Raw genomic sequence first — 26594 nt, 5'->3', positions numbered from 1 at the left:
ATTGTCGATCATACATTCTAACAAACACAATTATAATTATATTCAAAAATGAAAAGACACAATTTTAGTGCAGGGCCATGCGTATTGCCGCGTGAAGTAATCCAAAAAGCATCTGAAGCGCTATTGGATTTTGATAACGGCCTGTCACTTATTGAAATATCCCACCGTAGCAAAGCCTTTGTTGATGTCATGGAGAATGCCAGAGCTTTAGCACTGGAGCTTCTAGGTCTTGAAGGCAAAGGTTACAAAGCATTGTTTTTGCAAGGTGGTGCCAGTACACAGTTTTTAATGGTGGCTTTAAATTTACTTGAAAAGCGTGCCGGTTACCTTAACACGGGAACTTGGGCGGACAAAGCTATCAAAGAGGCTAAAATTTACGATGACATCTATGAAGTAGCGTCTTCTAAAGATGCCAATTATAATTATATCCCGAAAGGATACGATATCCCGACAGATTACGATTATTTCCATTGCACATCAAACAATACCATTTTCGGAACACAGATAAAGGAATTTCCAGACTGTCCAATACCGATGGTTTGTGACATGAGTAGTGATATTTTCTCTCGCACATTGGATTTTAGCAAATTCGATTTAATTTATGCCGGTGCACAAAAAAACATGGGGCCTGCAGGAACCACTTTGGTAGTGGTTAAGGAAGATATTTTAGGGAAAGTATCCCGTAAAATTCCTTCCATGATGGACTACAAGCAACATATCGACAAAAGCAGTATGTACAATACGCCTCCTGTATTTGCGGTATACACATCTATGTTGACATTGGAATGGCTTAAAAATCTTGGAGGCATTTCAGAAATTGAAAAGATAAACGAGAAAAAAGCACAGCTTATTTATTCTGAAATAGATTTAAACCCATTGTTCAAAGGTTTCGCCAGCAGCAGTGACCGTTCTATCATGAACGCCACCTTTAACCTTACAAATGAAGATTTAAAGGAAACTTTTGACACCATGGTGAAGGACGCAGGCATTAACGGACTTAATGGTCACCGAAGCGTAGGCGGCTACAGAGCCTCTATGTACAACGCACTTTCCTTGGAGAGTGTTGCGACCCTTGTTGAAGTAATGAGTGAACTTGAGCGCAAAGCTTAAATTTTCACCAATAAATCAAGATATAATTTGAAGCAACCAACATAGGTTGCAACTGTAAAACATAAGCTTTAATATTTTAAAATAAGAACATGAAAGTATTAGCTAACGACGGAATTTCTAAAAGTGGAATTGAAGCCTTGGAAAAGGCCGGTTTCGAGGTAAGCACCACTACCGTTGCACAAGAACAATTGATCAATTACATCAATGAAAATGAGGTAGATGTATTATTGGTTAGAAGCGCCACAAAAGTAAGACAGGATATCATAGATGCCTGCCCAAGTATAAAAATCATTGGTCGTGGCGGTGTTGGTATGGATAATATCGATGTAGACTATGCTCGCAGTAAAGATATCCACGTAATCAATACACCTGCTGCTTCCTCTCACTCCGTGGCAGAATTGGTATTCGCCCATTTGTTAGGTTTGGCGCGTTTTTTACACAATTCCAATCGTGATATGCCACTTGATGGAGATACGCGTTTCAAGGATTTGAAGAAAAGCTATTCCAAAGGAATTGAATTAAAAGGTAAAACTATCGGAATTCTAGGATTTGGCAGAATCGGGCAAGCTACCGCTAAAGTTGCTATTGGCTTAGGAATGAAAGTGGTTGCCTACGATCCATTTATGGAAACCGTAAACTTGGAATTAGATTTCTTTGATGGTCAAAAATTGAATTTTGAAATCAATACCATTTCAAAAGATGACGTTTTAAAGCAATCAGACTTTATTACCCTACACGTCCCGGCTCAAAAAGAGTATGTGATTGGTAAAAAGGAATTTGACGAAATGAAGGACGGCGTGATTTTGGTAAATGCTGCTCGTGGTGGCGTTATCGACGAGGTTGCCCTTGTAGAAGCCATTGGTACCGGAAAAGTTGCAAGAGCCGCTCTAGACGTTTTTGAAAACGAACCAAAACCGGAAATTCAATTACTTATGAACCCTTCCCTATCGCTAACGCCTCATACTGGAGCAGCGACCAATGAAGCTCAAGATAGAATTGGAACCGAATTGGCTTCCCAAATAATACAACTCCTTAGAGGATAAGGTTTTACAAATCTAAAACTTACTAACAAAAGCCTGTTAATCAATTTTTTACAGGCTTTTTTTCGTACATTATAGTCTCAATCAAAAGCACATTACAATGGACGGAATTTTAGATTTATTCAATACGGATTTAGGCAAATCCATCATTAACGGAGTGTCCCAACAAACCAATCAACCGCATGACAAAACACAGGACATTCTCACCATGGCACTACCCTTAATGACTCAGGCCATGAAAAACAACGCACAATCACCACAAGGCGCCGAAGGACTTTTAAATGCTTTAAATAACCATCATGACACAGGACTTTTAGATGATTTGGAAGGATTGTTTAAGGGCGGTGTGGACCAAAATGTTCTAGCAGATGGCGAAAAAATACTGGGCCATGTATTAGGTAACAAACAACAAAATGTCACCAATGTATTAGGGCACCAATCGGGAATTGATACCAGTACCATAGCCAATATCCTAAAGGTTGCCGCTCCTATCCTTATGGGGTATTTAGCGAAACAATCCAGACAAAGCAATGTTTCGGGCTCCTCAGACCTTACAGACATGCTTGGAGGCTTGCTGGGTGGAAGTTCAGCACATAGACAACAGGATTTCTTAACCTCCATTTTAGATGCCGATGGAGATGGCAGCGCTATAGACGACATTGCCGGTATGGTTTTAGGAAACAACAAAACAAAGGGAGGCTTAGGTGGAATGCTTGGAGACATTCTGAAAGGAAACACCTAACCACCTTTCTTTTAAATTCTAAAGGCCAAGATAATCTCTTGGCCTTTTTACTGCAAAGGATTTGTAAGGTAATTACAGGCATTTTTCGTATCTTTAATAGAAATTCAAGCCATGAGAACCTTCGTTTCAGCCATATTATTTGTTATTCTGTTCTATAGCTGCCACAGTACTCAAAAAGTGGCCAGCACTACTGACGACGCAAAAATATCGGAAACCGACACCGTTAGGATTGCCAATGACGAATTGGAATATGAAATCATCATTTTTGATCCTGGCTTCAGCACATGGCTAAGAAGCATGGCAAGGCCTGAAGGCTACTATTCCCAAGAGTTTTTGGAAAGTAGAAACTACCAATACGTGGTTGCCTGGAACCAAAGAGTGCTACAACCACAAGTTTACGATCCCAATTTATATGGCATGCAAATAAACTATGATTCCAATATTGATTATGGCTATGAAGTAAACTATAAACTCTACAATTATTTCATTTACTTTCAATTGACTTACCGGCAACAATTAACAGGCTTTATTCCTAGAATTTAAAGTATATTTGCGCAGATTATTTTTGTCTATGGAAAAATTCAAAACAAAATGGGAAATACAGCGCAATTGGCAATTGATATTTCCCCTTTTCGGAGTTATAGCCCTGCTCTACAGCAGTTATAAATTAGCAAACCTTTTTTTTGAAAGCCCTACACTACTCTATATTACCCCTGTAACTTTAGTGATTTTTTATGCACTCATAAAACTTACGTTGTGGATTTTCAAAAAATTGGAGCATAAATGGGTAGTGACATATAAATGGGAAATGATCCGTATTTTTATTGTGTTTGCCATAACGGGATCTTCTTCTGTTTTTGTGGGAAGACCCTTGATTGCATGGGCAGGAATTACTAAAGAAAACTTAAATCCTGCGCTGTATTGGGTATTATTCATTATCATTGGCCTCATTTTCTATCAAATCCTTTTAGTAACCTTTGGTTGGTTGCTAGGACAATTTCAATTCTTTTGGGAATTCGAAAAGAAAATGCTTCGTAGATTTGGACTGGGAAAGTTTGTAGACTAGAGTTTTAACAAATGCAACGCAAAAAGCAACAACATATCGTTTTTAAGCTAGCTACTGCTATTTTAGTGGTTGCCTTGTTGCTTCCTTACATCACCAAGTTAACTCACGTTTTTACCCATCACCACCACGAAGTTTGTAATGGAGAAAGCCAAGCACATCTTCACAGTTTAGACCAAGACTGTAGCTTTTATCAGTTCAAAATAAACAACACTTTTGTTCTTACAAGCTTCGATTTTGTAATTCCAAAAATTGTTCCTGCAAAGGAAACCACAGTTGGGTTATACAACTTTAAATACAATCATCAGCAATTATCTTTTTCGTTACGTGGCCCTCCTGAACTAGCCTAACAATACCAAACTTTACCCAAAGTCTGGACTTACTACTTAGCAAACGTTATAAGTAACACATTATATAAATACATAATGTGTGGTTAGTCATGAAAAAGAATATGAAACACCTCTTTATCACTGCCATCACTACCCTTTTAGGGCTATTGGTTAATGGTCAAAATTGTAATATTATCTTTTCAGGTAAAATTGTGGATTTCCACAATGGTGAGCCTATTATAGATGCAACGGTACATGTTGAATCCCTAGATATTTACACAACAACCGATTTGGATGGAAAATTTATTCTGAAAAATCTATGCAAAGGCCCTCTCAAGGTCACCTTTTCCCATTTATCATGCGAAACAAAAACCATTGAGATTAATTTGACAGAAAACCTAGAAAGAATCATCTATCTGGAACATCATGTTGAAGAATTGGAAACCATTGTCGTAAAAGGCGCTGAAGCCAAAAAGAAAACCACGGCAGCCCAAGAAACCATCATTAAAACAGATGTAATTGACGATTATAGCTCGGCAAGTTTAGGCGATGTCATTAAACAAGTTAGCGGCGTGACCTCAATTACTACAGGTAGCAAAATAGTAAAACCTGTTATCAATGGGCTTCACAGTAGCCGCGTTCTTGTAGTAAATAACAACGTTAGAATGGAAGACCAAGATTGGGGCATTGAACACGCTCCCAATATTGATGTCAACGCAGCTGATAATATTTCGGTGATTAAGGGAGCTGGCACCTTGGCCTACGGAGGCGATGCCATTGGTGGTGTTGTGATTTTAGAACCTAAGCATCCCCATTCGGTAGATTCCCTTTTTGGTAAAACTATCACTGGGTTTCAAAGCAATGGATTGGGGTACAACATCAGTTCTTCACTCCATAAAACCTTTGAGTCTGGCTGGTACGCAAATGGCGTTTTGGGATACAAGCAAAATGGCGACCTAAAAGCACCAGATTACTACTTGAACAACACAGGTTCTAAAAGTTTCTCGGCAAGTTTGCAGGGCGGTTTTAAAAGTTTTGAGAAAGGATTTGAAGTATATCTAAGCCATATCGATAATGAAATAGGCATTCTAAGCGCCTCTCACATTGGTAATACCGAGGATCTGGTCAATGCCATAAACAACCGAGAACCTTTGGTAAATGAGCATTTCAGTTATAGGATCAAGGCTCCAAAACAAGATGTCAACCATACCCTGGTGAAAGCGACAGGATTTAAACGCTTTAAATCTTTTGGAAAAGTAAATTTTCAGTACGATTATCAAAACAACCAACGTTTTGAATACGACAAAAGGGTTGGTAGCGATAAGAACAAACCTGCTGTAGACCTAAACCTTCAAACCCACAGTTTAAGGGTAGATACCAAGGTTGACAACTTAGAAGGATACATCATGGATTTTGGTGTTTCAGGAAGGTTTCAGGACAACTTTGCCAATCCAGACACAGGGGTTAGGCGACTTATTCCTGATTACCAAAAGCTTGACTTTGGAGTCTATGGTATCATAAAATCGTATTTTAACGACAAACTATCTGGTGACTTAGGCATTAGATATGACTACAACCATATTGACTCTAAAAAGTACTACAAAACAAGTAGATGGGAAGAGCGCGGTTACGATGAAGATTTCAGTGATATTATCATAGATGATTTGGGAACGCAACTTTTAACAAATCCAAAGTTTTCATTTCATAACATCTCATTATCTACTGGCTTGTTATATAACCTTAACCAAAAAAATGAGGTATCGTTTAACTATAGCCTTTCGTCACGCCCACCAAACCCATCGGAATTGTTTAGCGACGGTTTGCACCACTCGGCAGCTAGGATTGAGTTGGGAGATTTAAGAATCAATAAAGAATTATCCAATAGATTGGGATTAAGTTACAGGTTAAATACCAAGAGAATTGTAATGAACCTCGAAACGTACTTTAATCACATTAATGATTTCATCTACATCAAACCTACGGGAACAGAAGCCACAATACGCGGTACTTTTCCTGTATGGGAGTATTTTCAAACCAATGCTATCCTCACGGGTATTGATGCTAGTTTTGATGTACTGTTGTCCAATAATTGGAATTTCAACAATAAATCTTCCTATGTCTATGGGCAGGATACCGAAAATGATTTACCGGTAATTGATATGCCTTCATTTAGGTTGAGCAATACCCTTTCGTATTCAAAAGCCAATTGGAAAGATTTAAACATTGCTTTAAATCATGAGTTTGTTGCCAAACAAAACAGGTATCCAGACTACAACTTTGAAACTTACATCGCCACTAGCGATAGTTACGTGTTGGTTGATATCAGTACACCGCCTGCCGCTTACAATTTATTTAACCTTTCTGCAGATGCCACATTCGACATTTCGAATAAAATGTCATTAAATGTGATGGCTGCTGTAGAAAATATATTTGACACCTCTTACAGGGAATATTTGAACAGACTAAGGTATTTTGCTGATGATACTGGAAGGAATATAACTGTTCAATTAAAGTTTAATTATTAAATCAAAAAAATTATGAAAACTATTTTAAAATTTCTACCATTATTATTTGTTGCTCCTTTTGTAACCTCTTGTTCTAGTGATGATGATACTCCTGCTCCAGTAAACGAAGAGGAAGTGATCACTACCCTAACCGCTACATTTGTACCAGTTGGAGGCGGCACTACCGTGACATTACAAACCCAAGATTTGGATGGCGATGGCCCAGATGCACCTGTAGTAACTGTTTCAGGAGCATTTGCTAGCAATACCACTTACAATGGCTCTGTTGAATTTTTGAATGAATTGGAATCGCCTGCGGAAGACATCACGGAAGAAGTACAAGAAGAAGGTGATGAACACCAAATATTCTATACTACCTCCAATGATTTAGGAACGTTTTCTTATAATGATTCCGATGCAGACGGAAATCCTATTGGAGTAGAATTTACATTCCAAACAGTTGAAACTTCAACTACTTTAGACGGTATATTAACCATTACCTTAAGGCACGAGCCAAACAAGGATGCTTCAGGTGTTAACGAAGGAGACATTACAAATGCTGGCGGAGAAACAGATATCCAAACTTCATTCAACATTTCAGTTGAATAAATATCATATAGTTTGAAAAAAGAGCGGCCAATGAGCCGCTCTTTTCATTTATTAAACTTCGATAATGGATTCTTTCTTCTTACTAAAAACATAGGTATACAGCCACATAATGGTGAAAGTTGGAATGACGTCCAAACCGGGCAATGCTTCTTCTACAAATGAAATGCCCGCAGCTATCTTCCCTTTTTGGCCTTTATACATTTTGGTCATGATCCAGGCAGAAACTGGCGCCCAAATGATATCTGAAAATTCACCAATACCAGGAATGGCAAAACTTACATATCCCATAGCATCCAAAAGCACACTAAGAGCCAACTTACCATAGGGTCTATTACTTTTATATTTCATTTTAAAATTTTAATCTTCTGAAAGCAAGAAGTATACCAAAAGAAAACTATGACAATTTTTCACTTATAAGCTTCAAAAACTCATTCCGGGTTTCTATTTTTTCAAACTGCCCCCGAAATCCAGAAGTAGTTGTCACCGAATTTTGCTTTTGCACCCCACGCATCATCATACACATATGGGACGCTTCAATAACCACAGCCACCCCTTGAGGTTTTAGAGTATCGTTAATACAGTCCAATATTTGCTCTGTTAGGCGCTCTTGCACCTGAAGTCTTCTCGAAAACACATCCACAATCCTAGGAATTTTACTCAGCCCGACGATATAGCCATTTGGAATATAAGCTACATGCGCCTTCCCAAAAAACGGTAAAATATGATGTTCGCATAAGGAATACAATTCAATATCCTTAACAATAACCATTTCATTATAGGATTCCTTAAACATGGCACCTTTCAAAATTTCCGCGGCATCTTGAGAGTATCCTTGAGTTAGATACAAAATGGCCTTTGCTGCGCGTTCAGGTGTTTTCAATAGGCCATCCCTTGTAACATCCTCCCCCAATTCTTCAATAATTCCATTATACCGAGCTTTAATATCATCGGTAATTTGGATGTTGTACTCTTCAAATTTTTCGTAAGGCATGATGTTAATAATAAGTTTACTTCCTTAAAAATAAACAAATTTACCGAGTTAAACCATTCAACCACAATAGCTTTCACTCATTTAAACGCCTCTGTTTTTATAATACATCAGCTCCCCTCCTTTTTATATGAATTTCTAATTGTGCATCACACCTTAAAATAGTATTTTCACCCTATGATTAACAACAATATGATAGAGGCGAAAAACATCCATAAATATTACAATAACTTACATGTTTTAAAGGGTGTAGACCTCTCAATTTCCAAAAGCGAGATTGTATCCATTGTAGGTGCTTCAGGCGCCGGAAAAACAACGTTACTACAGATTTTGGGAACTTTGGACAAGGCGTCACAAAAAGATACCAATAGCTTACTGATTAATGGCACGGATATTTTAAAGCTGAATGATAAAGCTTTGGCTAAATTCAGAAATGAGCATATCGGTTTTATTTTTCAGTTTCATCAATTGCTTCCTGAATTTACTGCTTTGGAAAATGTGTGTCTTCCTGCTTTTATTAAAAACACCCCTAAATCACAGGCTGAAAAACGCGCTAAAGAATTATTGGATTTTCTAGGACTGAGAGAACGTTACAATCACAAACCAAGTGAACTTTCCGGCGGCGAGCAACAACGTGTAGCCGTAGCCAGAGCTTTAGTAAACAACCCAGACTTGATTTTTGCAGATGAACCTTCAGGAAATTTAGACAGTGAATCTGCCGAAAACCTTCACAAATTGTTCTTTAGGCTTCGTGACGAATTTGGGCAAACTTTTGTCATTGTAACCCACAACGAAGACTTGGCCAATATGGCGGACAGAAAATTAACGATGGTGGATGGAAATATTGTGGGATAATCTAAATTTCAAACGCTACTTTAATCCCTTGAATGATCATGCTTGTACCGATAATGGCAATGATTAATCCCATTATTTTACTAATTACTGTAATAACGTTATTACCCAATTTTCTAACAATAAAGTCGCTAATGTTAAAGGCTAGGTAGGTTAGATAACAGATCACTCCAAACACCACAATTACAATGGCTATTTCGGTTAAATCGCCTTTAGACACGAAGTTCATGGCTGTTACAATAGTTCCTGGCCCTGAAAGAATTGGGATGGCCAAAGGAGACACCGCAATATTCTCATCGATTACCGCATTTTCCTTTAAGTGCTTCACGCTAGATTTTTTGGACTGAAGCATTTCAAACCCAACAAAAAATATCAAAATACCCCCTGTAATCTTAAAGGCTGGAATGGTAATGCCGAACAATTCAAAAATAAACTTACCCAATACCACAAACACCACCACAATAAGAAAGGCGATAATGGTTGCATTTTTACTGATTTTCTTTTTGGTAGCTTCATCCGCATCCTGTACCAAAGATGAAAATATTGGTACATTTGCAATGGGATTCATAATTGCAAAAAAGCCCGTAAAAACAGTTAATATAAAAGGTAAAAGTGTATTCATATATTCAATATGTGTATAAAGATAGCTTTTTTAATCAGCTATCAAAACACTTGCAAATGTATTAATATTGCGACAGCAAAATAATGTTTCAATCCACAAAAAAGTTCAAAACAAACAAATAAAATGCAGCAGCTTACTCCTCAAGAACTTACAGAGTTCCTCAATGAAAAGACCATCCTTTATAACAATCCTAAGTTCATTGAAAGCGACCCAATTCAAATTCCCCATAGTTTTTCCTTAAAAGAAGACATTGAAATAGCAGGGTTTCTGACAGCAACCATTGCTTGGGGCAATAGAAAAAGCATTATCAATAATGCTAAAAAAATTATGGCGTTCTTGGAAAATGCACCTTATGATTTTGTAATGAATCACCAAGAGCAAGATTTGGAACCATTAAATTCCTTTGTCCACCGAACTTTCAATGGCATAGATCTTATCACGTTTATCAAGGCTTTACAACATATTTACCAAAAGCACGAAGGATTGGAAAATCTGTTTCATAAACACGCTTCTCCAACAAGTATGCAAAATGCCATCCATCAATTTAAAAATGTCTTTTTTGAAATTGAGCATCTGCCGCGCACCAAAAAACACATCAGTGACCCCTTGAAAAATTCGGCAGCCAAACGCATTAACATGTTTAATCGTACCATTAAACTGGCAGTTAATTAAACACCACCAACTCCTCTTTATTAATGACTATTGAATCTAAAACACCAAACTTCAAATTCGTGGTGTTTTCAAAATCTTCAGGAAAGTCTTTACTTCTGTATTTGTCAATTAGTGAATTAAGGAACTCTCTGCTAGAACTGTGAGATATATAATCCGTAAACTCTGTAGGAACAATAACTTCAGGTCTTGAAATAGGTTCGTTTGATGCTTTATAATAGCCGTTTAAAGTAAATTCAGTCATCTGCTGGTTTGTGGTCCAAATAGAAGTTTCATTGAACCCTTTATACTTTATAACAAAGCTAAATACTCCATTCTTTTCAAGTTTCTGGTATCTTATATCAATTCGTTCGATTATAGTATTTACAGCCTTTAAAGAAGCTTCAAATCCTCCATTGAAATCAAAACCATTCATCACATTATTCACAATACCTAACCTGTAGTTATTCTTTTGTAAAGCAATCTTCTCTTCAGCCTGAGCTAATAGTTTTTTTAGTTTGATAACTTTTTCTTTATCAGTTTTATATTTTGCCTTTAAGCGTTCATCATCAGCAAAGTCTCCATCTAATAAAAGATTAAAGGACCGTGTTTCTGATTTAACGGCATCTGATAACTTTTTGTTAACGGCATTCTTTTCAGCTTGAAGAATATCCAGTAAATCTTTGTCTTCATCAAACTTATTTAAGTGTTCCTGAAGACTCTTGGATTCAAAAAGGTGTTTCAATATAAATGTTTCAAATCGAGGAATGTTAATGCCTCTGGAATATTTGCATTCATGAATTGGAGCCATTTTGCCAGAACATTTATAACTGTTATCTCTCGATTTTCTCTTAATAACTCCCTTATACATATGTCCACAATCCAGGCAGTACATCAAACCGTTTAATAAATAGTTATATGTTATATTCTTCCCAATGGATTCTTTCTTATTTTTTTTGAGATTTTCCTGAACCTTATAAAACTCTTCTTTTGAAATTATTGCCAAGTCTGGTAATTCTATTTCTTCACCATTCCATACATGAACACCACAATATAATTTTTTCGTTAAGATACCATGGACCGTGGAACCCCACCATTTTTTATTGCTGTGTTTAATTAATTTACCTGTATTTTGCTCTTTGGTGGTGGTCGATTTGCCTAGCTTTTCAAATCTTGTTGGTACCTCATCCAAGTTAAGTTTATTGGCTATGGTATAAGCTCCCATCCCAGATAATGACCATTCAAATATATCTTTAACAACCTCAATTTCAGCTTCATCTTTTACCATGAAACCATCGTCATCATACTTAATTCCATAAGCTCTTATACCGTGTCCTTTCCCTTTTTTTGCGTTTGACTCAAAAGCTAACTTCACATTATCAGAAGTGTTATCCGAATGAAATTCATTCATGACGGACATCATATTTGCCATAAGTCTGTTGGTTGTATTGTCTAAATCGAAATATGAGCCATTTGGATACCATTTTGCTTCAGCAAGTAAAACAGTAGATACAAAAATCCTCCATGTATCAGGGTTTCTTTCTATACGAGATTGGTTTATTGCATAGATGTGAGTGATTCTACCATCTTTAATATCTTTTAGAAACTCTCGAAACTTAATTCTTGATTCAATTTCAGCTTTCCCGGATATACCTCTGTCAATGTATATTTTGTAATCCATTCCCATTGAAGCAGCAAAAGCAATACCTTGCATTTCTTGCGTCTCAATAGAGGTGTCTTTTCCATCTATTTTATCACCCGATATCCTACAGTAAATACCAACCATATTAGATTGTGTTTTGATTCAAACATACAAATCTAATAAATATTTAAAAAGTATAATTAAGATGGCATTATATTGTGCCGCAATATGAAAAGTAAGAGAGAGCTTATTTAAAAATCAAGAATTATATCTAATAAAAATCAGGATGCTGTTGGTCCATATCAAGTCCCTCATTGTAAAGGTCATCATTATTAAAGAAATTATCATTCCATTTCTTTTTTTCGTATTCTTGTCTAGCAATATCCTCGTTAATTAGTCTTTCTATCGATTTCTCCTCGACTAATCTAATATCATCAACTATTTTCTTCAGACCCAATAATCGTTCTTTATCTATTTTATCTTCTTTATTTAAAGCGGTTAAATACCCTAAAATAAAAACTAATTTCTCTTTATCTCTCATTTTAAAACTCTTTAAAAAGGTAGGTCATCATGTTCATTTTCATCTGTTTCATAAAACTTTAAATCCGAAGGATTACTAAAGTTTAATTCCTCGTACAATTTATCAATCAACATACCAATTTCACTTTTACCTATCATATCTTGTCTGTCAATTCTAGCGATTTCATCAAAAACCCATTCCAATATTTCCCCATACTTTGTAGATTCTTCAAATTCTTCCATATTTAGTTATTCTTTAATTTTTTATAAGTTCAAAACCAAATATATGATTTCGTCTCTAGACTTTAAATATAAGAAACAAAGTTACTTATTATTGTACTTCATTTCTTCATTTAATGAGTTGTTCCCTTTGCCTTCTCAATTATATCTATCTAACATTCACTTTCAAATAGATTTTAGAAATATTCACTTTACTTTTTACTAAAAAACGGTATAGTGAATATATCTAATATTTAATTCCAGGTTTTACCGTTCCGAAAACTATTTATTAGTAAATAATAAACCAAATGAGAGGATATTACTGTATATGCCTAGAACATTTGGTATGCCCTAAAACTACAGATATGGCAAACAAAGAGTATTTAAATGTAGCTCAATTGAGCAAAGAAAGTGGGATGACAACCAGACACGTCAGGACAATAATTAAAGAATTGTCTCAATCAAAAAGTAATGATTTGATTAGAAAGGATAAGCACAATAAATGGGAAGTACATCACTTGTTGAAATCAAAATTTAAGAGAAAGAGAAAGAGTAAACAAAAATACTTTGCACTAAGCTTTCAAACTTATAGTGGTTACACACCCAGTGAGATTAAAACTATTTTAAAAAGTGTATTTGACCGAATTGATGATGTCAATTTAGAACTTCATTACACCATTGAAATGAAAAAGTCCAATAACAAGCCACATGTTCATAGCTACGTAGCAACAACAAAGAAGCGAGAACTATTTCAAACATTGAAATTGTTGTTTGCTAATTTAAGCTATCATGAATCAAAGATATTTGACTTAACAAGATGGAAGGGATATATGACCAAAGATGGTCATTCAATAACAACTTTAAAGAGAAATTAAAATGGGAAATTTTACATCAAGATATACGATAGGAAAACACTTCAATGATTATAAAGAAAGCTTTCCGTTTTTAGATTATACCACATTTTGCAAATTAGAAATTAAAGGCAAATTGGGGGCGCTTTTGAGAGGTGAAAGGATTGAACTTCCAAAAGAAGGCATTCTGATTGAAGAGAATTGGTGGAGAAAGGAAATCTATAAATCAACAGGGATTCCTGCTTTTTTATCGTCCTGAGTATCTCGGCTTACAGTTGATTATATGACGCTTTCCAAAAAGGCATATGGACCTAAAAATTTCCTGGGAAGATTTTTTTTTTACTTTTTTAGACCTTAACGGCACGTTAACGCTGTTAAGGTTCTTTCAATAATAATTGATTTTAGAGCTAAAATCAGGATAACCAAATAGAGCGGTCGAACCCGTATTTAAATTATGAATCAAGACGAAATAAGAACCAAAATAAACTACAAATTGGAGCAAATCAATATTGAGGATGACCAGAATAAAAAGAATGCACTTCTTCAGGATTTGAAAGTATTACAAATGAGACTTGACATGGAGAAAACTCATGACCAGATAAAGAAGATTACAAATAGAGAATGATAAGCTAAGTCTGCAAAGTGAATTAGAACTTATTCTGGAAATATCTTCTTTTTGAGTTTATTGTATTTTCTCCTTATATCTCTTTTCCAAATTTTTTTATTTGTACTTTCCTCTTTTATTCCATGTTTTTTAAGTGTTTTATCGTATTTCTTTATAATTCGGGAGCAATCATCTTCAGTAAATACTCCTGAATCGGCAAAAATCCATCCTGTAGGGGTTATATTGATATCACTCTTAAATGACCTTAATGTATGGTTAAATCTTTTACTTTCAGGTAAAGGGTCTTCAAGTAAATATTCAAGTCTTTGATAATCTTCTTTGGGAAAGTTCTCAATTAAATTTTTAGCTTTAAAATCTAATTTAGTTCCAATATAAGATTTTACGTAAGATTGGAAAGTAGATGCAGGTGTACCAACATCAAATTTGGCTCCTCTGGCGGTTATCCCACCAAATATTCTCATACCTTTAATACTTATTCCATTCATATTGGCAGCATTAAAAGAAAAGTCGTCAAAAGGACTTGCGTCAATTCTTACTCCATCGAACGCACAACGCCCTAGTAAAGCAGCTTGGAAATCTACTAGCCCAAACATAGAAAACATAAAACTAGTACCAAAAACTCTACTAGCTGTAAAATGAGTAGCCGTAAAACCGCAGCATTCAAAAAAGGAATCATGGATTCTTGAGCTAGTAAAGTGGGTGTTGGTCATAGTAGAATAAGTGAAATTTGTTCTAACAATTTTATTTTTAGTAAACCAAGTTTTTTTAAAGGAAGAATTTTGAAATTCTACATCAGTAAAAGAGCAGTTTGAAAAATTTAAATCATTAAAGTCACCTCCATAAAGTTTAGCATTTTTAAAATCACCAGAAAAATTTCTGTATAGAGTTTTATCCTTTGAAAAAAGTATTTTTACTATAGTTTGAATTTCAATTGTTGGAGATACTTGAAATTTTTCTGGTATTGCAATTTCTGTCCAAGATGACAAATCGTTGGTTTTTGTATTAATATATGCTATAAAAATATTAAAAACTTGTTCTGTATATTCTTCATTGTCTTTGGCTATATTATCTAGAGCGTAAATTCCTCCCAAACAAATATTGGAATTGGAATTGTCTAACATTTCTATAGCATCTTTGAACCTTTCGGCAATGTTACCTTTTTCAACAAGTTTGTTATTGTCGTTCATGGAGTCAACAATTTTCAAAGAATGGTATGCTCCAAGAACGACAATAACACCTCCACATACTTGAAGCATTGTTTTTAAATATTCCCCTTTTGCGTTACTGTCTTTTACCCCTCCAAAAAAATAATCAGACCAAGGGTGAATGTAATATGAAGTAAGGATAATTATAAGAATGATAAATACTATGCCAATTAAAAGAACTAAATCTCCTCGCTTTTTCATATGCAATAAATTATAATAATTCGACCCTTATTCAAATGTAGTAATTACTTTACATTAAATGCTGATTTCAAATTGGTTTATTGTAAATGATGTTCAAATTATGGGCATGCCTTTATTGAATACACTAATTCAAGCTAAATACCTGGTTTTTAGATGTATTATTTTGCCACCCTAAATTAATACACTATATTTGAATTATAATAAAGGAATCATGAAAGTCAAATACATTAGAGTTTCAACTCAGGAGCAAAACACAGCAAGACAAAAAAAAAACGAATCTGAATTCGATAAAGTTTACGTGGATAAGATAAGTGGAGTCATTTCATTCTTTGAACGACCACAAGGGAAAAAGTTGATTGAGAGAATCAACCAAGGAAAGATTAATGAAGTTCATGTTTTATCAATTGACCGCATTGGAAGAAACATTTTAGATATCCTAACCGTATGTGAATTTTTCACCAATAGTAATGTGAATCTTTATGTAGAGAATATTGGAATGTATTCCATGGTAGATGGCAAACAGAATCCAATCTTCAAGATGATTGTGTCAGTATTGGGAAATGTGAGTGAGATGGAGCGAAATAATATGTTAGAAAGACAACGTCAAGGCATAGAGGTAGCCAAAGCCAAAGGTGTATACAAGGGCCGTCTATATGGTTCCCGAATGACTACAGAAGAATTTTTGAGCAAATACAAGAAGGTAGCCAACGAACTCAAGAATGGTGAATCGTTGAGACGAGCGGCAGCCCTAGGCGGGGTAAGTCTTGGTGTTGCCCAACGAGTAAATAAAGTATTGAAAGAACAAAACTAAATTTTTTTTAGGATGACGTATAAGGGAAAAATTAGAATCGAGGGTGTTGGAACTGCAATAGATGTTTCAACTTCTGCCAGTAGTCCATCAGCCGCCAAAAAGATTATTGAAAATCAATATCGAGTAAAGCACTGGGTTCAGCAAATGAGTCGATATTAACTTAAAAACCTTCAAATACACCCAAACCAAATAAAGCAAAGTCATACTTTACAGGGTCATTGGGGTCCAATATACGAAGGTTTTCATCTAACTCAGCTAAAGCTTTTGCATCGTTTTGTTTTCGGGTTAACAAACCTAATTTTCGAGCAACATTACCAGAATGCACATCTAGTGGACATGATAATATTGAAGTTGGTATAGTTTTCCAAATACCGAAATCTACACCAGCATTATCGTTACGCACTAGCCACCTCAGCATCATATTAATCCTTTTACACGCCGAGCCTTTATTTGGGTCACCTACATGCTTTTGAGTTCTCGGTTCGTGTTCTATTGAGAAGAATACTTTTTTAAAGTCATGGATAGAAGGCTGCATACTATTCTTAGAAATATTTTTCATGAACACTGTTTCCATTCCGCCATGATTGATATAGATGTTTTTAAGAGCTTTGACGAAATAGGTTAAGTCAGTAGCATTAAAGGTTCGATGTACAAAAGATTCAAGTCCTTCTAAATTTTCTTCAGAATGATTAAGAACAAAGTCATAGGGTGAGTTCCCCATTAACTCCATCATTCTATCAGCGTTTTTGATTATCATTTTTCTATTGCCCCATGCAATGGATGCAGTTAAAAAAGAAGCAATCTCAATATCTTCCTTTAACTGATAGCGATGAGGTATTTGTATAGGGTCTGACTCAATAAAATCTGGATTGTTGTAATCATTAACCTTCTCGTCCAGAAAGCCTTTTAAATCGTCTAATTTCATGACGCAAAGATATATATTCTATCCCATAGAAAGACTCCAGTAATTTCCTTGAAACTAATAGTGTATGAAGTGTTTTCATGTAGTTTATTTCATTGTACTTTGGATTTTGAACCCAAATACTTGGACTCGAATGAAGAAGCGTAGGATGTAACGGCTAACTCTTAACACTAAAACATAATTATTTTTTAAATGTTTAATTGTAATTTAGAATAATCAATCCATAAATTACAAATTGTATGTACAGAAATAAATCAACTAAAAGTCTATATGAGGTTTATTTGGAACAACAACAAAAAACTTATCATACACCGAAAAACAAAGAAGAACTTGAAGAGGTATTAAAATTACTCATGAAAGACTTTCCCCATAACAAGCGGAAGGTTTATGATAGGGTATTCGAATTAAGTGATATTTTCTATAAGGAGAAAACTAATGAAAAATTGAAAAATGATGAGGCTTTATTAATCGAATTTTTAGGTTGGAAACAAGACATATACAATGCAATTCATCAGGATACTCAAGATTATGGTAAATACAACCCTTTTTGGTCTCCTGAACAAGAAAATCGGGCATATTCGTCAATGGAAAAAATCATGGAGTTATTTTTTGAACATTAAATAATTTATACAGCATTAATTATACAATTTAATATGTATTTACGTTGGATGGTTAGAAATGACAATGCTGGCGTAGATTTTGGCATCTGGAAATCCTTATCCCCCACTCAACTCTCCTGCCCATTAGACGTGCATTCGGGCAACGTGGCAAGAAAATTAGGTATCCTAAAAAGAACTCAAAATGATGGTAAGGCTTTGGCTGAATTGGACGCCGCATTGCGCTCCATGGATCCCACAGATCCTGTAAAATATGACTACGCATTATTTGGATTAGGGGTTTTTGAAAAATTCTAAAAAGAAGACCTATCTTTAACCATATTTATTAAACATTACATAATGAAACTCAAATTACTAACACTATTCTTACTCTCTGCACTTAGCGGATTTTCACAAAACCGAACAATTCCTTTAGACACGTTAATCACGACAGCACATTCTATTGAGGTTAAAGGACAAAAAATTGATTATGATGCCACCTTTGGAATGCAGCCGGTTTGGGACGACAAAGGAGAATTGGTAGCCTCCCTTTCTTTTACCTACTACAAACGCAAAAACATTAAGGACGATAACCGCCCGATTATTTTCTCGTTTAATGGAGGACCTGGTTCTGCTTCAGTTTGGATGCACATTGCCTATACCGGACCAAAAATGTTGAATATTGACGAAGAAGGCTACCCTTTGCAACCATACGGCGTTAGGGATAACCCTTATTCCATAATTGATGTGGCTGATATTGTCTTTGTGGACCCTGTAAACACGGGGTATTCTAGAAGTATCGCTAACAAAGAAGGAAAACTGCCAGACAACAACCTGTTCTTCGGAATTAATGCTGATATCAAATATCTGGCCTCCTGGATGAACACCTTTGTAACCAGACATAACCGCTGGCAATCGCCTAAATACATAGTTGGCGAAAGCTACGGCGGCACACGTGTGATGGGATTATCGCATGAATTACAGAATGCCCAAAACATGTATTTAAACGGTGTGATTATGGTCTCTCCTGCCGATTATAAAGTATTGACCTCTGGTAACCCAATATCGGATGCGGTTCATGTACCCTATTACACGGCAACAGCATGGCACCACAAAATGTTGCCTTCCCATTTGCAAAGCAAAGATCTTGAAGACATCCTTCCTGAAGCTGAAAATTTTGCCATCAATACTTATTTACCTGCCATTTCAAGAGGAGGTTTTGTTTCTGCAGAGGAAAAAGCAGCTATTGCCAAACAATTGGCCAGTTATTCAGGGCTAAGCGAGGATATCATCCTAAAAAATAATTTAAGAGTGCCTTCAAGCTTCTTTTGGAAAGAATTATTAAGAGATAAAGGCATGATAATCGGAAGACTAGATTCCAGATACTTAGGGATCGATTATGACGATGCGGCTGACAGCCCAAGCTATAACCCTGAATTGGATTCTTGGTTGCATTCCTTCACACCTCCAATCAACATGTACATTAAAAATGAATTGAAATTTGAAACAGACGTGCCTTATCACATGTTGGCCAATGTACATCCTTGGGACCGCCAAAACGACAACACTCGCGAAGGCTTAAGAATGGCCATGGCCCAAAATCCTTATTTGAAAGTATTTTTCCAATCTGGATATTATGATGGCGCAACCACATATTTCAATGCCAAGTACACTATGTGGCAAATTGATCCGAGTGGCAAAATGAAAGACCGTTTCAGCTTTAAAGGCTACAGAAGCGGACATATGATGTATTTAAGACAGGAAGACTTAAAAACAGCCAACGAAGATCTTAGAACCTTTATAAAGGCTTCCCTTTCCAATGGAAAAGCCGCCAAATACTAGGAAACATTTGCTTAAACAAAAAAGAGCCCGAAATAAATCGGGCTCTTTTCATTTATAACTATTTAGCTTTTACATATTCTCGCTTTGATTCAACCATGCATTTCTTAAAGCAATCTGCTTTTTAGTAGCATTCGGGTTTTCAACCAAAGTTCTACTTGTGGTAAATGCAGGAGTCAGTGTTGTTTTGATTTCAATTGTCTCTCCATTTCTATCCAAAGTAACATCTACTTCCTTACCAGTTTCCCAAGCAAAAATCTGGCTTACCACAAATTTGATATTCATATCGGAAATATTGAAGCCATTAATGCCAACCAACTTGTCTCCTGGCTGTACACCTTGCTCCTTCCAGAAAGAATTATCTTCTACATTATCGGTAAAGAACATTTCTTCGGTTTCCTTATTTCTGTCCATCACCAAACCGTTTGCAGCCTGTACATAATTGGTTGCGACTTTTGTTTCTTCATAATACAAACCAACTTTTTCAAAAAACTCATCATAATTGATTGGCACGCTACCCACTACATGGTTTTGTAGAAAAGCTGCCACCGACGGATAGGTCATATTTGATATTTCATCAATGATGCTATCATCCTCAAAAGGCTTGTCCTTACCATATTTTGAAGATAATTCTTTGATTAAAGACAACATACTTCGTGTTCCGTCACTTTCCTCTCTCATCAAGATATCCATACACATCCCAATCAATGCTCCTTTTTGATACACATTTACATAATTGTAAGCATAGGGCTCTTCCGTGATGTTTTCGCTCATTTCCGTAAAGCTTAAAGCATCATTAAAATAGCTGGCATGATCAATCTTTTTATCCATGGTTCCAAAAAAATCCCTTGGCGTCACCAAACCTTCATACACTTGAAAATGTTGCGCAAAGTATTCCGTTACACCTTCGTACATCCATAAATGCTTGGAGAATGTTGGAGTGTTATAATCGAAATAATGAATGTCTTCAGAATGCACCGTAAGTGGCGTCACAATGTGGAAAAACTCGTGAGATACGACATCTACCATAGATTGTGCAAGAGATTCTTTGGAATCCCATTCTCTTAAAACAACCACTGTAGATGTATGGTGTTCTAAGGCACCAAATCCTTTTGGAGCTTTAGCACTACCATCAGATAAATACAGGTAAATATCATATCTAGGCGTACTGTTGATAGATCCCAAATAGTTTTTCTGGGCTTCCATCATTTTGTACATCGTTTCCTTTAAACTTTCGGCAGTGTGCTTTTTGTTTGGAGAATAGACACTCAATACAATCTTGATATCCCCAACCATAAACTCTTCAACATCCAATTTCCCATACATCATTGGATTATCAGTTATATCAAAATAACGTGGCGCAAAATAGCTCGTTGTCATTTTTTCGCCATTGGCACTAGCGCTTTCCGCAACCTTTTGTAAGGCAGAAGTTCTTTCAAAATTAGCAGGAGATACTACGTCCAATGTATACTGGTTGTTTTTCAAGCTATCGAAATACCCTATAAATCCATGAAGATTCAATACATAGTTGTTAGGCTCGATATTGGTTCCTCCTGGAGAAAACAAATTAGGATAGTTCGGATTGCTTTCAACATCAAAAGAATCATTTACCCAGTAAGTCAATTTATCCAATTGGGTAGCATTGGTGATTACCCAAGTGTTTTTATCCACTTTTTCTACGGGAAGTGACTTACCATCATAATCCAAGGCTTTAAAATCATCAACAAAGGCACCAAAATCACTGATATCGTAAGTCCCTTGTACTACGCGAGGCAATCTGTAGGTAACGGTATCTTGGGTAAAACGTCCCGGATTAATGGTTACGGGCACCTTATCATTCACAACAGCGGTTAAGTCCATGGAGGATTCAATTGGGTTTGAAACTGCTAATTCATTAGAAGTTCTTGGGGAGGAACCACAGGATAACATCATCATTCCAAACCCTATTAGGGCCATTACTTTCTTCATAAGCTCATTTTTTTTAAAACGAGGGGCAAATCTACGCAATCGGATGCGTTTTTTCAGTAAAGGTTTTGTTAAAATATTTTTGTATGTACCTTAGTACCATGCAACAAGCTCTCGTAAGTGTGTTAACACCATTTAAAAATACAGCCGATTTTTTACCCGCCTGTATCAAGTCTATTCAAAGCCAAACACATACGTTTTGGGAACTAATTATAGTAGATGACAATTCTACCGACAATAGTTACGAAATCGTCAATTCCTATGCTGAAAGAGACCCTCGGATTAAACTTTTCAAAAACAATGGAACAGGAATCATTTCGGCACTTCGCCTAGCCTTTAACGAAAGTAAGGGAGCATTTATTACTCGAATGGACAGTGACGACATCATGAGTCCTGATAAATTACAATTCATGCTTCACGACCTTAAAATACATGGAAAAGGCCATATTGCCTTGGGGTTGGTTCAATATTTTTCCAATTCTGGACACTTAGGCAATGGATTTCAGCGCTACGAAACTTGGCTCAACAAACTTACCATAAAAGGCGATAATTTTAAGGAAATCTATAAAGAGTGTGCCATCCCCTCTCCTTGCTGGATGGTTTACAGGACTGATTTGGAGGCCTGCAAAGCCTTTCAACCTGAACGTTATCCTGAGGATTACGACTTAGCTTTTAGATTTTATAAAGGGCAATTGAAATGCATCCCTAGCAATAAAGTATTGCATCAATGGCGGGATTACCCCGATAGAGCTTCCAGAACAGACGAACACTACTCCAAAAACCATTTCATTCCTTTAAAAATTCGTTATTTTCTCAAACTGGATTACGACAACAAAAGGCCTTTAGCACTTTGGGGAGCTGGACATAAAGGAAAAATGGTTGCCCGAAAACTGATAGCAAATAGAATTCCCTTTACATGGTTGTGTAATAATGAAAAGAAAATTGGAAAGCATATTTACGGTCAAGAGCTTCACAGTTTTGAGTATTTAAAGACTTTTAAACAACCACAATGCATCATCACCGTTGCTAATCCTGAAGAACAAACCAAAATCGTGCGTCACTTACAGTCATCAGGTATGAAGCCCATAGAGGATTACTATTTATTTTGTTAAAATTCTTGAAAGCCAAAGAGTATAATCCTCTATCATTTTCTATATTTGAATACATGTACATTTAATCCACACGAATGCAGTTTAAATACCCGGAACTTCTTTACGCACTTTTCCTACTTATCATCCCTATAATTGTCCATTTATTTCAATTAAGACGTTTTGAAAAAGTGCCTTTTACCAATGTGCAGTTTTTGAAGAATGTCACGCTGCAAACCCGCAAAAGTTCCCAAATTAAAAAATGGCTTACCCTAATTACAAGATTATTGTTGCTTGCAGCCATTATCATTGCATTTGCACAGCCCTATATTACAAAATCTAACAGCTTTAATAGCAGCACAGAAACCGTTATTTATTTGGACAATTCCTTTAGCATGGAAGCCAAAGGAAAAAACGGGACCTTATTGAATACGGCTGTACAAGATCTTTTGGAAACAGTTCCAGAAAATGACCAGATTACCTTTTTTACCAACGATTCTTATCACCCAAATACCACGATAAAAGCATTAAGAAATGAATTGATTCGCTTAAAAACATCATCCAATCAATTAACCTATGAAGCAGCTGTGCTAAAAGGAAGAAAGGCATTTTCCAATGACAAAAGCTCCACTAAAAATTTGGTAATGATATCAGATTTTCAGGAAAAGGGAACTCCTTTTACCTTTAAGGCAGACAGTACTTTTCATTTAAATACAGTTCAATTGGAACCTGTTAACACCCGAAACGTGAGTATTGACAGCGCCTACATTTCTAAAAAGGATGTTGAAAACCTAGAATTAACTATTACTTTAAACAATCATAATCAAGATGTTATAAATCAATCAGTTTCACTTTTCAATAATGATAATTTAGTTGCTAAAAATTCTGTTGCTTTTGAAGAAGGTAATACAGCCGTTTTCACTCTTCCAATCAATCAGGAAATAGATGGTAAATTGCTTATTGATGACCCCAACCTTCTTTATGATAACACACTTTATTTCAACCTAAATCAACAGGATAAAATCAAAGTGCTGTCTATAAATGAAGAAGACGATACTTTTTTAAGTAAAATATTTACCAATGATGAATTTGTATATACTTCATCCCAATTCAAATCTTTAGATTACAACACAATTGAAGACCAAAATTTAATTATCGTCAATGAGCTGAAAGACATTCCAATGTCACTAACAACAGCCTTAAAAGCTTATAATGACAATGGCGGAACCATCTTAATTATCCCTTCAAATAAAACAAGATTAAACGCATTAAATCAGTTATTTACAAATTTAAATACAAGCTCACTCAACAACTTCATTGAAAGCGAAAAGAATATTACCAATATTAATTTTGACCACCCCCTTTTCACGAATGTATTCGACAAAAAAGTGAGCAACTTTCAATATCCAAAGACCAATTCTTATTTCACGTTACAAGCCCCCAATCCTTCAGCCGTTTTGAAATTTGAAGATGGCTCTTCTTTTCTATCACAATATCACCATGTATTTGTGTTTTCGGCGGCATTGAATGACGACAATTCCAATTTTAAAAACTCGCCTTTAATTGTTCCCGTAATCTATAATATTGGCAAGCAAAGTTTAAAATTGCCGCAATTATATTACACCATAGGCAAGGAAAACACGATTGATATCAATACCCAACTGCAGCAGGATGATATCCTTTCCTTAAAAAGTGATGAGCAATCTGTGATTCCTCTACAACAAACCTACATGAACAAGGTGGAATTGAAAACCAATGAATTCCCTGAAACCGCTGGAATCATCACGGTTATGAATAAAGACAAGGCGCTCAAAAAGTTAAGTTTCAACTACGACAGAAGCGAAACCCAATTGACTTACCACAACCTTGCATCCTTGGATGGAATTTCAAACAGTAACAGTGTTTCCTCCATGATTAACGAGATAAAAAGTGCCTCTAATGTTAATGAGCTATGGAAATGGTTTGTTATTTTTGCAGTAGCTTTTTTAATCATTGAAATGCTTATCTTAAAATTCCTAAAATGACCTTACTTATAAAATCTGCAACAATAGTTGATTCCAAAAGCGATTTTCACAATCAAACTGTTGATATTTTAATTGAAGACGGGAAAATATCCCAAATTTCCGAAACCATTGAAAACACCAAAAACTACGAAGAATTAACTTTGGAAAACCTGCACGTTTCCCAAGGATGGTTCGATAGCAGTGTAAGTTTTGGAGAGCCAGGATACGAAGACCGCGAAACGATTGCAAACGGATTAAAAACAGCGGCACTTTCAGGCTTTACGGATGTGGCTGTAAATTCTAACACGCACCCTGTAATAGATTGTAATACGGACATTTCATTCCTTAAGGCAAAATCTTTTGGAAATGCGGTAAACCTTTACCCTGTGGGCGCTTTGACAAGAAACAGCGAAGGTGTTGATTTGGCAGAATTATACGATATGCAAAATGCAGGTGCTGTTGCTTTCTATGATTACCAAAAGCCTATCTCCAACCCCAACCTTGTAAAAATTGCGCTGCAATATGCAGGTAACTTTGGAGGTTTGGTATTGTCATTCCCTCAGGAATCAAAAATTACCGGACTTGGAGTCATGAACGAGCACATAACAAGTACTTCGCTTGGCTTAAAAGGAAACCCTGCCCTTGCGGAAGAACTGCAAATAGCTCGTGACCTTTTTATTTTGGAATACACTGAAGGAAAACTACACATTCCAACTATCTCTACCGCCAAATCTGTAGACCTTATTAGAAAGGCTAAAGCAAAGAATTTAAATGTGACTTGTAGCGTGGCGGTACATAACCTCGTGTTTTCAGATGAAAGCTTGGTAGGTTTTGATACCAATTTCAAAGTATTACCTCCCTTGAGAACTCAAGAAGATATCGAAGCCCTTATTGAAGGGTTAAAAGACGGTACGATCGATATGGTTACTAGCGATCACAATCCGTTGGATATAGAACATAAAAAAGTGGAATTTGATCACGCCCAATATGGAACCACCGGTTTGGAAAGTGCTTTTGGCGCCTTAAATTCAACCTTCACTACTAAAAAAACGGTAGAATTACTCACCAAAGGTAAAGACCGTTTTGGCATTGAAAATCATCCAATAAAAGTTGGCGAAACGGCTTGCATCACTTTATTCAACCCTGATGACACCTACACATTTTCTTCTGAAGACATTATAGCGACTTCCAAAAACAGCTGCTTCGTAGACCATAAGTTAAAAGGAAAAGCCTACGGGATTTTTGCAAATAATCAATTGGTAATAAAATAATGACAGAACAGACGATAAAAGAAGGCAAAACATTGGCGATTGTAAGCTACATGACATTTGTTGGCTTGATTATAGCCATTATCATGAATTTGGAAAAGAAAAACCCTTTCACCAGTTTTCATATCCGCCAGATGTTGGGGTTAATTTTAATGCTATTGGTTTCCAATGTTTCCGAACAATATATCAATAGTTGGCTGGGCACTGTGCTTTGGACCATTACTTTTGTGTCTTGGTTGTTCGGTTTGTATAATGCCATTCAAGGTTCGGACAAACCAATTCCTGTAGTAGGGGAATATTTTCAAGAGTGGTTTCGTAACATTAACTAATCCC

The 26594-nt window shown here is 35.9% G+C and carries 29 protein-coding genes and 2 pseudogenes; 22 read left to right on the top strand and 9 right to left on the bottom strand.

Features of this window, described 5'->3' with window-relative positions:
* The first annotated feature begins 48 nt into the window (after window positions 1-48).
* From serC to BKM32_RS16495, 8 genes are all read left to right on the top strand, one after another.
* Entirely contained in the window at window positions 49-1110 is a 1062-nt protein-coding gene (gene serC, locus BKM32_RS10490; protein WP_076663757.1) for a 3-phosphoserine/phosphohydroxythreonine transaminase, read from the top strand.
* A gap of 89 nt (window positions 1111-1199) precedes the next feature.
* Window positions 1200-2153, top strand: a complete 954-nt coding sequence (locus tag BKM32_RS10485) for a D-2-hydroxyacid dehydrogenase (protein ID WP_053977924.1) — start codon at window positions 1200-1202, stop codon at window positions 2151-2153.
* 97 nt (window positions 2154-2250) lie between these two features.
* Window positions 2251-2892, top strand: coding sequence for a DUF937 domain-containing protein (locus BKM32_RS10480; RefSeq protein ID WP_076663756.1), 642 nt, complete (start codon window positions 2251-2253; stop codon window positions 2890-2892).
* Window positions 2893-3003: 111 nt separating this feature from the next.
* Entirely contained in the window at window positions 3004-3435 is a 432-nt protein-coding gene (locus BKM32_RS10475) for a DUF6146 family protein (protein ID WP_076663755.1), read from the top strand.
* Window positions 3436-3463: 28 nt separating this feature from the next.
* Window positions 3464-3958, top strand: coding sequence for a DUF6787 family protein (locus BKM32_RS10470; protein WP_076663754.1), 495 nt, complete (start codon window positions 3464-3466; stop codon window positions 3956-3958).
* A gap of 11 nt (window positions 3959-3969) precedes the next feature.
* A complete protein-coding gene (locus BKM32_RS10465) occupies window positions 3970-4305 on the top strand; it encodes a hypothetical protein (protein WP_076663753.1) in 336 nt (111 codons plus the stop codon).
* 101 nt (window positions 4306-4406) lie between these two features.
* Entirely contained in the window at window positions 4407-6809 is a 2403-nt protein-coding gene (locus BKM32_RS10460; protein ID WP_076663994.1) for a TonB-dependent receptor, read from the top strand.
* A gap of 12 nt (window positions 6810-6821) precedes the next feature.
* The gene (locus tag BKM32_RS16495; RefSeq protein WP_076663752.1) at window positions 6822-7397 is read left to right on the top strand and encodes a type 1 periplasmic binding fold superfamily protein; all 576 of its coding nucleotides are present in this window, start codon (window positions 6822-6824) and stop codon (window positions 7395-7397) included.
* 51 nt (window positions 7398-7448) lie between these two features.
* Here BKM32_RS16495 and BKM32_RS10450 read toward each other — a convergent pair whose 3' ends face one another.
* Together BKM32_RS10450 and folE are read right to left on the bottom strand one after the other, a co-directional pair.
* The gene (locus BKM32_RS10450) at window positions 7449-7745 is read right to left on the bottom strand and encodes a hypothetical protein (protein ID WP_076663751.1); all 297 of its coding nucleotides are present in this window, start codon (window positions 7743-7745) and stop codon (window positions 7449-7451) included.
* A 46-nt stretch (window positions 7746-7791) separates the two neighbouring features.
* A complete protein-coding gene (gene folE, locus BKM32_RS10445; RefSeq protein ID WP_076663750.1) occupies window positions 7792-8388 on the bottom strand; it encodes a GTP cyclohydrolase I FolE in 597 nt (198 codons plus the stop codon).
* A gap of 189 nt (window positions 8389-8577) precedes the next feature.
* On the opposite strand from folE, the gene BKM32_RS10440 reads away from it, so the two are divergent.
* Window positions 8578-9240: an ABC transporter ATP-binding protein gene (locus BKM32_RS10440; protein WP_076663993.1), complete on the top strand. Its 663-nt coding sequence runs from the start codon at window positions 8578-8580 to the stop codon at window positions 9238-9240.
* Window position 9241: 1 nt separating this feature from the next.
* Here BKM32_RS10440 and BKM32_RS10435 read toward each other — a convergent pair whose 3' ends face one another.
* Window positions 9242-9859 carry a MarC family protein gene (locus BKM32_RS10435; RefSeq protein ID WP_076663749.1) on the bottom strand — a complete coding sequence of 206 codons (618 nt, stop codon included), beginning with the start codon at window positions 9857-9859 and terminating at the stop codon, window positions 9242-9244.
* A gap of 123 nt (window positions 9860-9982) precedes the next feature.
* On the opposite strand from BKM32_RS10435, the pseudogene BKM32_RS10430 reads away from it, so the two are divergent.
* Window positions 9983-10507: pseudogene (locus BKM32_RS10430) on the top strand (DUF2400 domain-containing protein); the annotation flags it as partial.
* A gap of 16 nt (window positions 10508-10523) precedes the next feature.
* On the opposite strand, the gene BKM32_RS10425 reads toward BKM32_RS10430, so the two are convergent.
* The 3 genes from BKM32_RS10425 to BKM32_RS10415 form a co-directional block, all read right to left on the bottom strand.
* Window positions 10524-12293 carry a recombinase family protein gene (locus tag BKM32_RS10425; protein WP_076663748.1) on the bottom strand — a complete coding sequence of 590 codons (1770 nt, stop codon included), beginning with the start codon at window positions 12291-12293 and terminating at the stop codon, window positions 10524-10526.
* 127 nt (window positions 12294-12420) lie between these two features.
* Window positions 12421-12690, bottom strand: a complete 270-nt coding sequence (locus tag BKM32_RS10420; protein WP_076663747.1) for a hypothetical protein — start codon at window positions 12688-12690, stop codon at window positions 12421-12423.
* Window positions 12691-12701: 11 nt separating this feature from the next.
* On the bottom strand, window positions 12702-12911 hold the full coding sequence (locus BKM32_RS10415; protein ID WP_076663746.1) for a hypothetical protein: 210 nt from the start codon (window positions 12909-12911) through the stop codon (window positions 12702-12704).
* A gap of 341 nt (window positions 12912-13252) precedes the next feature.
* On the opposite strand from BKM32_RS10415, the gene BKM32_RS10410 reads away from it, so the two are divergent.
* From BKM32_RS10410 to BKM32_RS16490, 3 genes are all read left to right on the top strand, one after another.
* On the top strand, window positions 13253-13762 hold the full coding sequence (locus BKM32_RS10410; protein ID WP_076663745.1) for a hypothetical protein: 510 nt from the start codon (window positions 13253-13255) through the stop codon (window positions 13760-13762).
* A 1-nt stretch (window position 13763) separates the two neighbouring features.
* Complete coding sequence (locus tag BKM32_RS10405; RefSeq protein ID WP_076663744.1) at window positions 13764-13997, top strand: hypothetical protein; 234 nt, start codon at window positions 13764-13766, stop codon at window positions 13995-13997.
* 195 nt (window positions 13998-14192) lie between these two features.
* The gene (locus BKM32_RS16490; RefSeq protein ID WP_171971864.1) at window positions 14193-14363 is read left to right on the top strand and encodes a hypothetical protein; all 171 of its coding nucleotides are present in this window, start codon (window positions 14193-14195) and stop codon (window positions 14361-14363) included.
* Between the two features lie 29 nt (window positions 14364-14392).
* Here the strand turns inward: BKM32_RS16490 and BKM32_RS10400 are convergent, their stop codons facing one another.
* Window positions 14393-15769 (bottom strand): pentapeptide repeat-containing protein, encoded by a 1377-nt coding sequence (locus tag BKM32_RS10400; protein ID WP_076663743.1) that lies wholly within the window; start codon window positions 15767-15769, stop codon window positions 14393-14395.
* 211 nt (window positions 15770-15980) lie between these two features.
* Between BKM32_RS10400 and BKM32_RS10395 the strand changes: the two genes are divergently transcribed.
* Complete coding sequence (locus BKM32_RS10395) at window positions 15981-16580, top strand: recombinase family protein (protein WP_076663742.1); 600 nt, start codon at window positions 15981-15983, stop codon at window positions 16578-16580.
* Between the two features lie 12 nt (window positions 16581-16592).
* Window positions 16593-16739, top strand: coding sequence for a hypothetical protein (locus BKM32_RS16485; protein ID WP_171971863.1), 147 nt, complete (start codon window positions 16593-16595; stop codon window positions 16737-16739).
* Window position 16740: 1 nt separating this feature from the next.
* On the opposite strand, the gene BKM32_RS10390 is transcribed toward BKM32_RS16485, so the two are convergent.
* Window positions 16741-17505 (bottom strand): TIGR02757 family protein, encoded by a 765-nt coding sequence (locus BKM32_RS10390; RefSeq protein WP_076663741.1) that lies wholly within the window; start codon window positions 17503-17505, stop codon window positions 16741-16743.
* 236 nt (window positions 17506-17741) lie between these two features.
* Here BKM32_RS10390 and BKM32_RS10385 point away from each other — a divergent pair, with 236 nt between their 5' ends.
* The 3 genes and pseudogenes from BKM32_RS10385 (at window position 17742) to BKM32_RS10375 (ending at window position 19940) form a co-directional block, all read left to right on the top strand.
* On the top strand, window positions 17742-18122 hold the full coding sequence (locus BKM32_RS10385) for a hypothetical protein (protein WP_076663740.1): 381 nt from the start codon (window positions 17742-17744) through the stop codon (window positions 18120-18122).
* A gap of 24 nt (window positions 18123-18146) precedes the next feature.
* Window positions 18147-18416: pseudogene (locus BKM32_RS10380) on the top strand (DUF2400 family protein); the annotation flags it as partial.
* A gap of 42 nt (window positions 18417-18458) precedes the next feature.
* Window positions 18459-19940 carry a S10 family peptidase gene (locus BKM32_RS10375; RefSeq protein ID WP_076663739.1) on the top strand — a complete coding sequence of 494 codons (1482 nt, stop codon included), beginning with the start codon at window positions 18459-18461 and terminating at the stop codon, window positions 19938-19940.
* Window positions 19941-20009: 69 nt separating this feature from the next.
* On the opposite strand, the gene BKM32_RS10370 is transcribed toward BKM32_RS10375, so the two are convergent.
* Window positions 20010-21905, bottom strand: a complete 1896-nt coding sequence (locus BKM32_RS10370; protein WP_076663738.1) for a peptidase M61 — start codon at window positions 21903-21905, stop codon at window positions 20010-20012.
* Window positions 21906-21988: 83 nt separating this feature from the next.
* On the opposite strand from BKM32_RS10370, the gene BKM32_RS10365 reads away from it, so the two are divergent.
* From BKM32_RS10365 to BKM32_RS10350, 4 genes are all read left to right on the top strand, one after another.
* Window positions 21989-23014: a glycosyltransferase family 2 protein gene (locus tag BKM32_RS10365; RefSeq protein ID WP_253187451.1), complete on the top strand. Its 1026-nt coding sequence runs from the start codon at window positions 21989-21991 to the stop codon at window positions 23012-23014.
* Between the two features lie 74 nt (window positions 23015-23088).
* Window positions 23089-25014 carry a BatA and WFA domain-containing protein gene (locus BKM32_RS10360; RefSeq protein ID WP_076663737.1) on the top strand — a complete coding sequence of 642 codons (1926 nt, stop codon included), beginning with the start codon at window positions 23089-23091 and terminating at the stop codon, window positions 25012-25014.
* The gene (locus tag BKM32_RS10355; protein WP_076663736.1) at window positions 25011-26264 is read left to right on the top strand and encodes a dihydroorotase family protein; all 1254 of its coding nucleotides are present in this window, start codon (window positions 25011-25013) and stop codon (window positions 26262-26264) included. The genes BKM32_RS10360 and BKM32_RS10355 overlap by 4 nt, the downstream gene beginning before the upstream one ends.
* Entirely contained in the window at window positions 26264-26590 is a 327-nt protein-coding gene (locus BKM32_RS10350; RefSeq protein WP_076663735.1) for a DUF4870 domain-containing protein, read from the top strand. Before BKM32_RS10355 ends, BKM32_RS10350 begins: the two co-directional genes overlap by 1 nt.
* Window positions 26591-26594: the final 4 nt, after the last annotated feature.

Origin of the sequence: Mangrovimonas sp. DI 80 (genome assembly GCF_001975575.1) — a bacterium.
In the GTDB taxonomy this organism is placed as follows: domain Bacteria; phylum Bacteroidota; class Bacteroidia; order Flavobacteriales; family Flavobacteriaceae; genus Mangrovimonas_A; species Mangrovimonas_A xylaniphaga.
The sequence above is the reverse complement of the archived record's forward strand: the minus strand, read 5'-3'. Positions and strand labels throughout refer to the sequence as shown.

Bases quoted from the DNA above. Each gene is read 5' to 3' on its own strand.
- BKM32_RS10360 (WP_076663737.1), top strand. From the start codon at position 23,089: ATGCAGTTTAAATACCCGGAACTTCTTTACGCACTTTTCCTACTTATC.
- BKM32_RS10460 (WP_076663994.1), top strand. From the start codon at position 4,407: ATGAAACACCTCTTTATCACTGCCATCACTACCCTTTTAGGGCTATTG.
- BKM32_RS10370 (WP_076663738.1), bottom strand. From the start codon at position 21,905: ATGAAGAAAGTAATGGCCCTAATAGGGTTTGGAATGATGATGTTATCC.
- BKM32_RS10410 (WP_076663745.1), top strand. From the start codon at position 13,253: ATGGCAAACAAAGAGTATTTAAATGTAGCTCAATTGAGCAAAGAAAGT.
- BKM32_RS10435 (WP_076663749.1), bottom strand. From the start codon at position 9,859: ATGAATACACTTTTACCTTTTATATTAACTGTTTTTACGGGCTTTTTT.
- BKM32_RS10415 (WP_076663746.1), bottom strand. From the start codon at position 12,911: ATGGAAGAATTTGAAGAATCTACAAAGTATGGGGAAATATTGGAATGG.
- BKM32_RS16485 (WP_171971863.1), top strand. From the start codon at position 16,593: ATGACGTATAAGGGAAAAATTAGAATCGAGGGTGTTGGAACTGCAATA.
- BKM32_RS10390 (WP_076663741.1), bottom strand. From the start codon at position 17,505: ATGAAATTAGACGATTTAAAAGGCTTTCTGGACGAGAAGGTTAATGAT.
- BKM32_RS10365 (WP_253187451.1), top strand. From the start codon at position 21,989: ATGTACCTTAGTACCATGCAACAAGCTCTCGTAAGTGTGTTAACACCA.
- BKM32_RS10420 (WP_076663747.1), bottom strand. From the start codon at position 12,690: ATGAGAGATAAAGAGAAATTAGTTTTTATTTTAGGGTATTTAACCGCT.
- BKM32_RS10440 (WP_076663993.1), top strand. From the start codon at position 8,578: ATGATAGAGGCGAAAAACATCCATAAATATTACAATAACTTACATGTT.
- BKM32_RS10485 (WP_053977924.1), top strand. From the start codon at position 1,200: ATGAAAGTATTAGCTAACGACGGAATTTCTAAAAGTGGAATTGAAGCC.
- BKM32_RS10480 (WP_076663756.1), top strand. From the start codon at position 2,251: ATGGACGGAATTTTAGATTTATTCAATACGGATTTAGGCAAATCCATC.
- BKM32_RS10385 (WP_076663740.1), top strand. From the start codon at position 17,742: ATGTACAGAAATAAATCAACTAAAAGTCTATATGAGGTTTATTTGGAA.
- BKM32_RS10405 (WP_076663744.1), top strand. From the start codon at position 13,764: ATGGGAAATTTTACATCAAGATATACGATAGGAAAACACTTCAATGAT.
- BKM32_RS10375 (WP_076663739.1), top strand. From the start codon at position 18,459: ATGAAACTCAAATTACTAACACTATTCTTACTCTCTGCACTTAGCGGA.
- folE (WP_076663750.1), bottom strand. From the start codon at position 8,388: ATGCCTTACGAAAAATTTGAAGAGTACAACATCCAAATTACCGATGAT.
- BKM32_RS10400 (WP_076663743.1), bottom strand. From the start codon at position 15,769: ATGAAAAAGCGAGGAGATTTAGTTCTTTTAATTGGCATAGTATTTATC.
- BKM32_RS10470 (WP_076663754.1), top strand. From the start codon at position 3,464: ATGGAAAAATTCAAAACAAAATGGGAAATACAGCGCAATTGGCAATTG.
- BKM32_RS16495 (WP_076663752.1), top strand. From the start codon at position 6,822: ATGAAAACTATTTTAAAATTTCTACCATTATTATTTGTTGCTCCTTTT.
- BKM32_RS10355 (WP_076663736.1), top strand. From the start codon at position 25,011: ATGACCTTACTTATAAAATCTGCAACAATAGTTGATTCCAAAAGCGAT.
- BKM32_RS16490 (WP_171971864.1), top strand. From the start codon at position 14,193: ATGAATCAAGACGAAATAAGAACCAAAATAAACTACAAATTGGAGCAA.
- BKM32_RS10475 (WP_076663755.1), top strand. From the start codon at position 3,004: ATGAGAACCTTCGTTTCAGCCATATTATTTGTTATTCTGTTCTATAGC.
- BKM32_RS10465 (WP_076663753.1), top strand. From the start codon at position 3,970: ATGCAACGCAAAAAGCAACAACATATCGTTTTTAAGCTAGCTACTGCT.
- BKM32_RS10395 (WP_076663742.1), top strand. From the start codon at position 15,981: ATGAAAGTCAAATACATTAGAGTTTCAACTCAGGAGCAAAACACAGCA.
- BKM32_RS10425 (WP_076663748.1), bottom strand. From the start codon at position 12,293: ATGGTTGGTATTTACTGTAGGATATCGGGTGATAAAATAGATGGAAAA.
- BKM32_RS10350 (WP_076663735.1), top strand. From the start codon at position 26,264: ATGACAGAACAGACGATAAAAGAAGGCAAAACATTGGCGATTGTAAGC.
- serC (WP_076663757.1), top strand. From the start codon at position 49: ATGAAAAGACACAATTTTAGTGCAGGGCCATGCGTATTGCCGCGTGAA.
- BKM32_RS10450 (WP_076663751.1), bottom strand. From the start codon at position 7,745: ATGAAATATAAAAGTAATAGACCCTATGGTAAGTTGGCTCTTAGTGTG.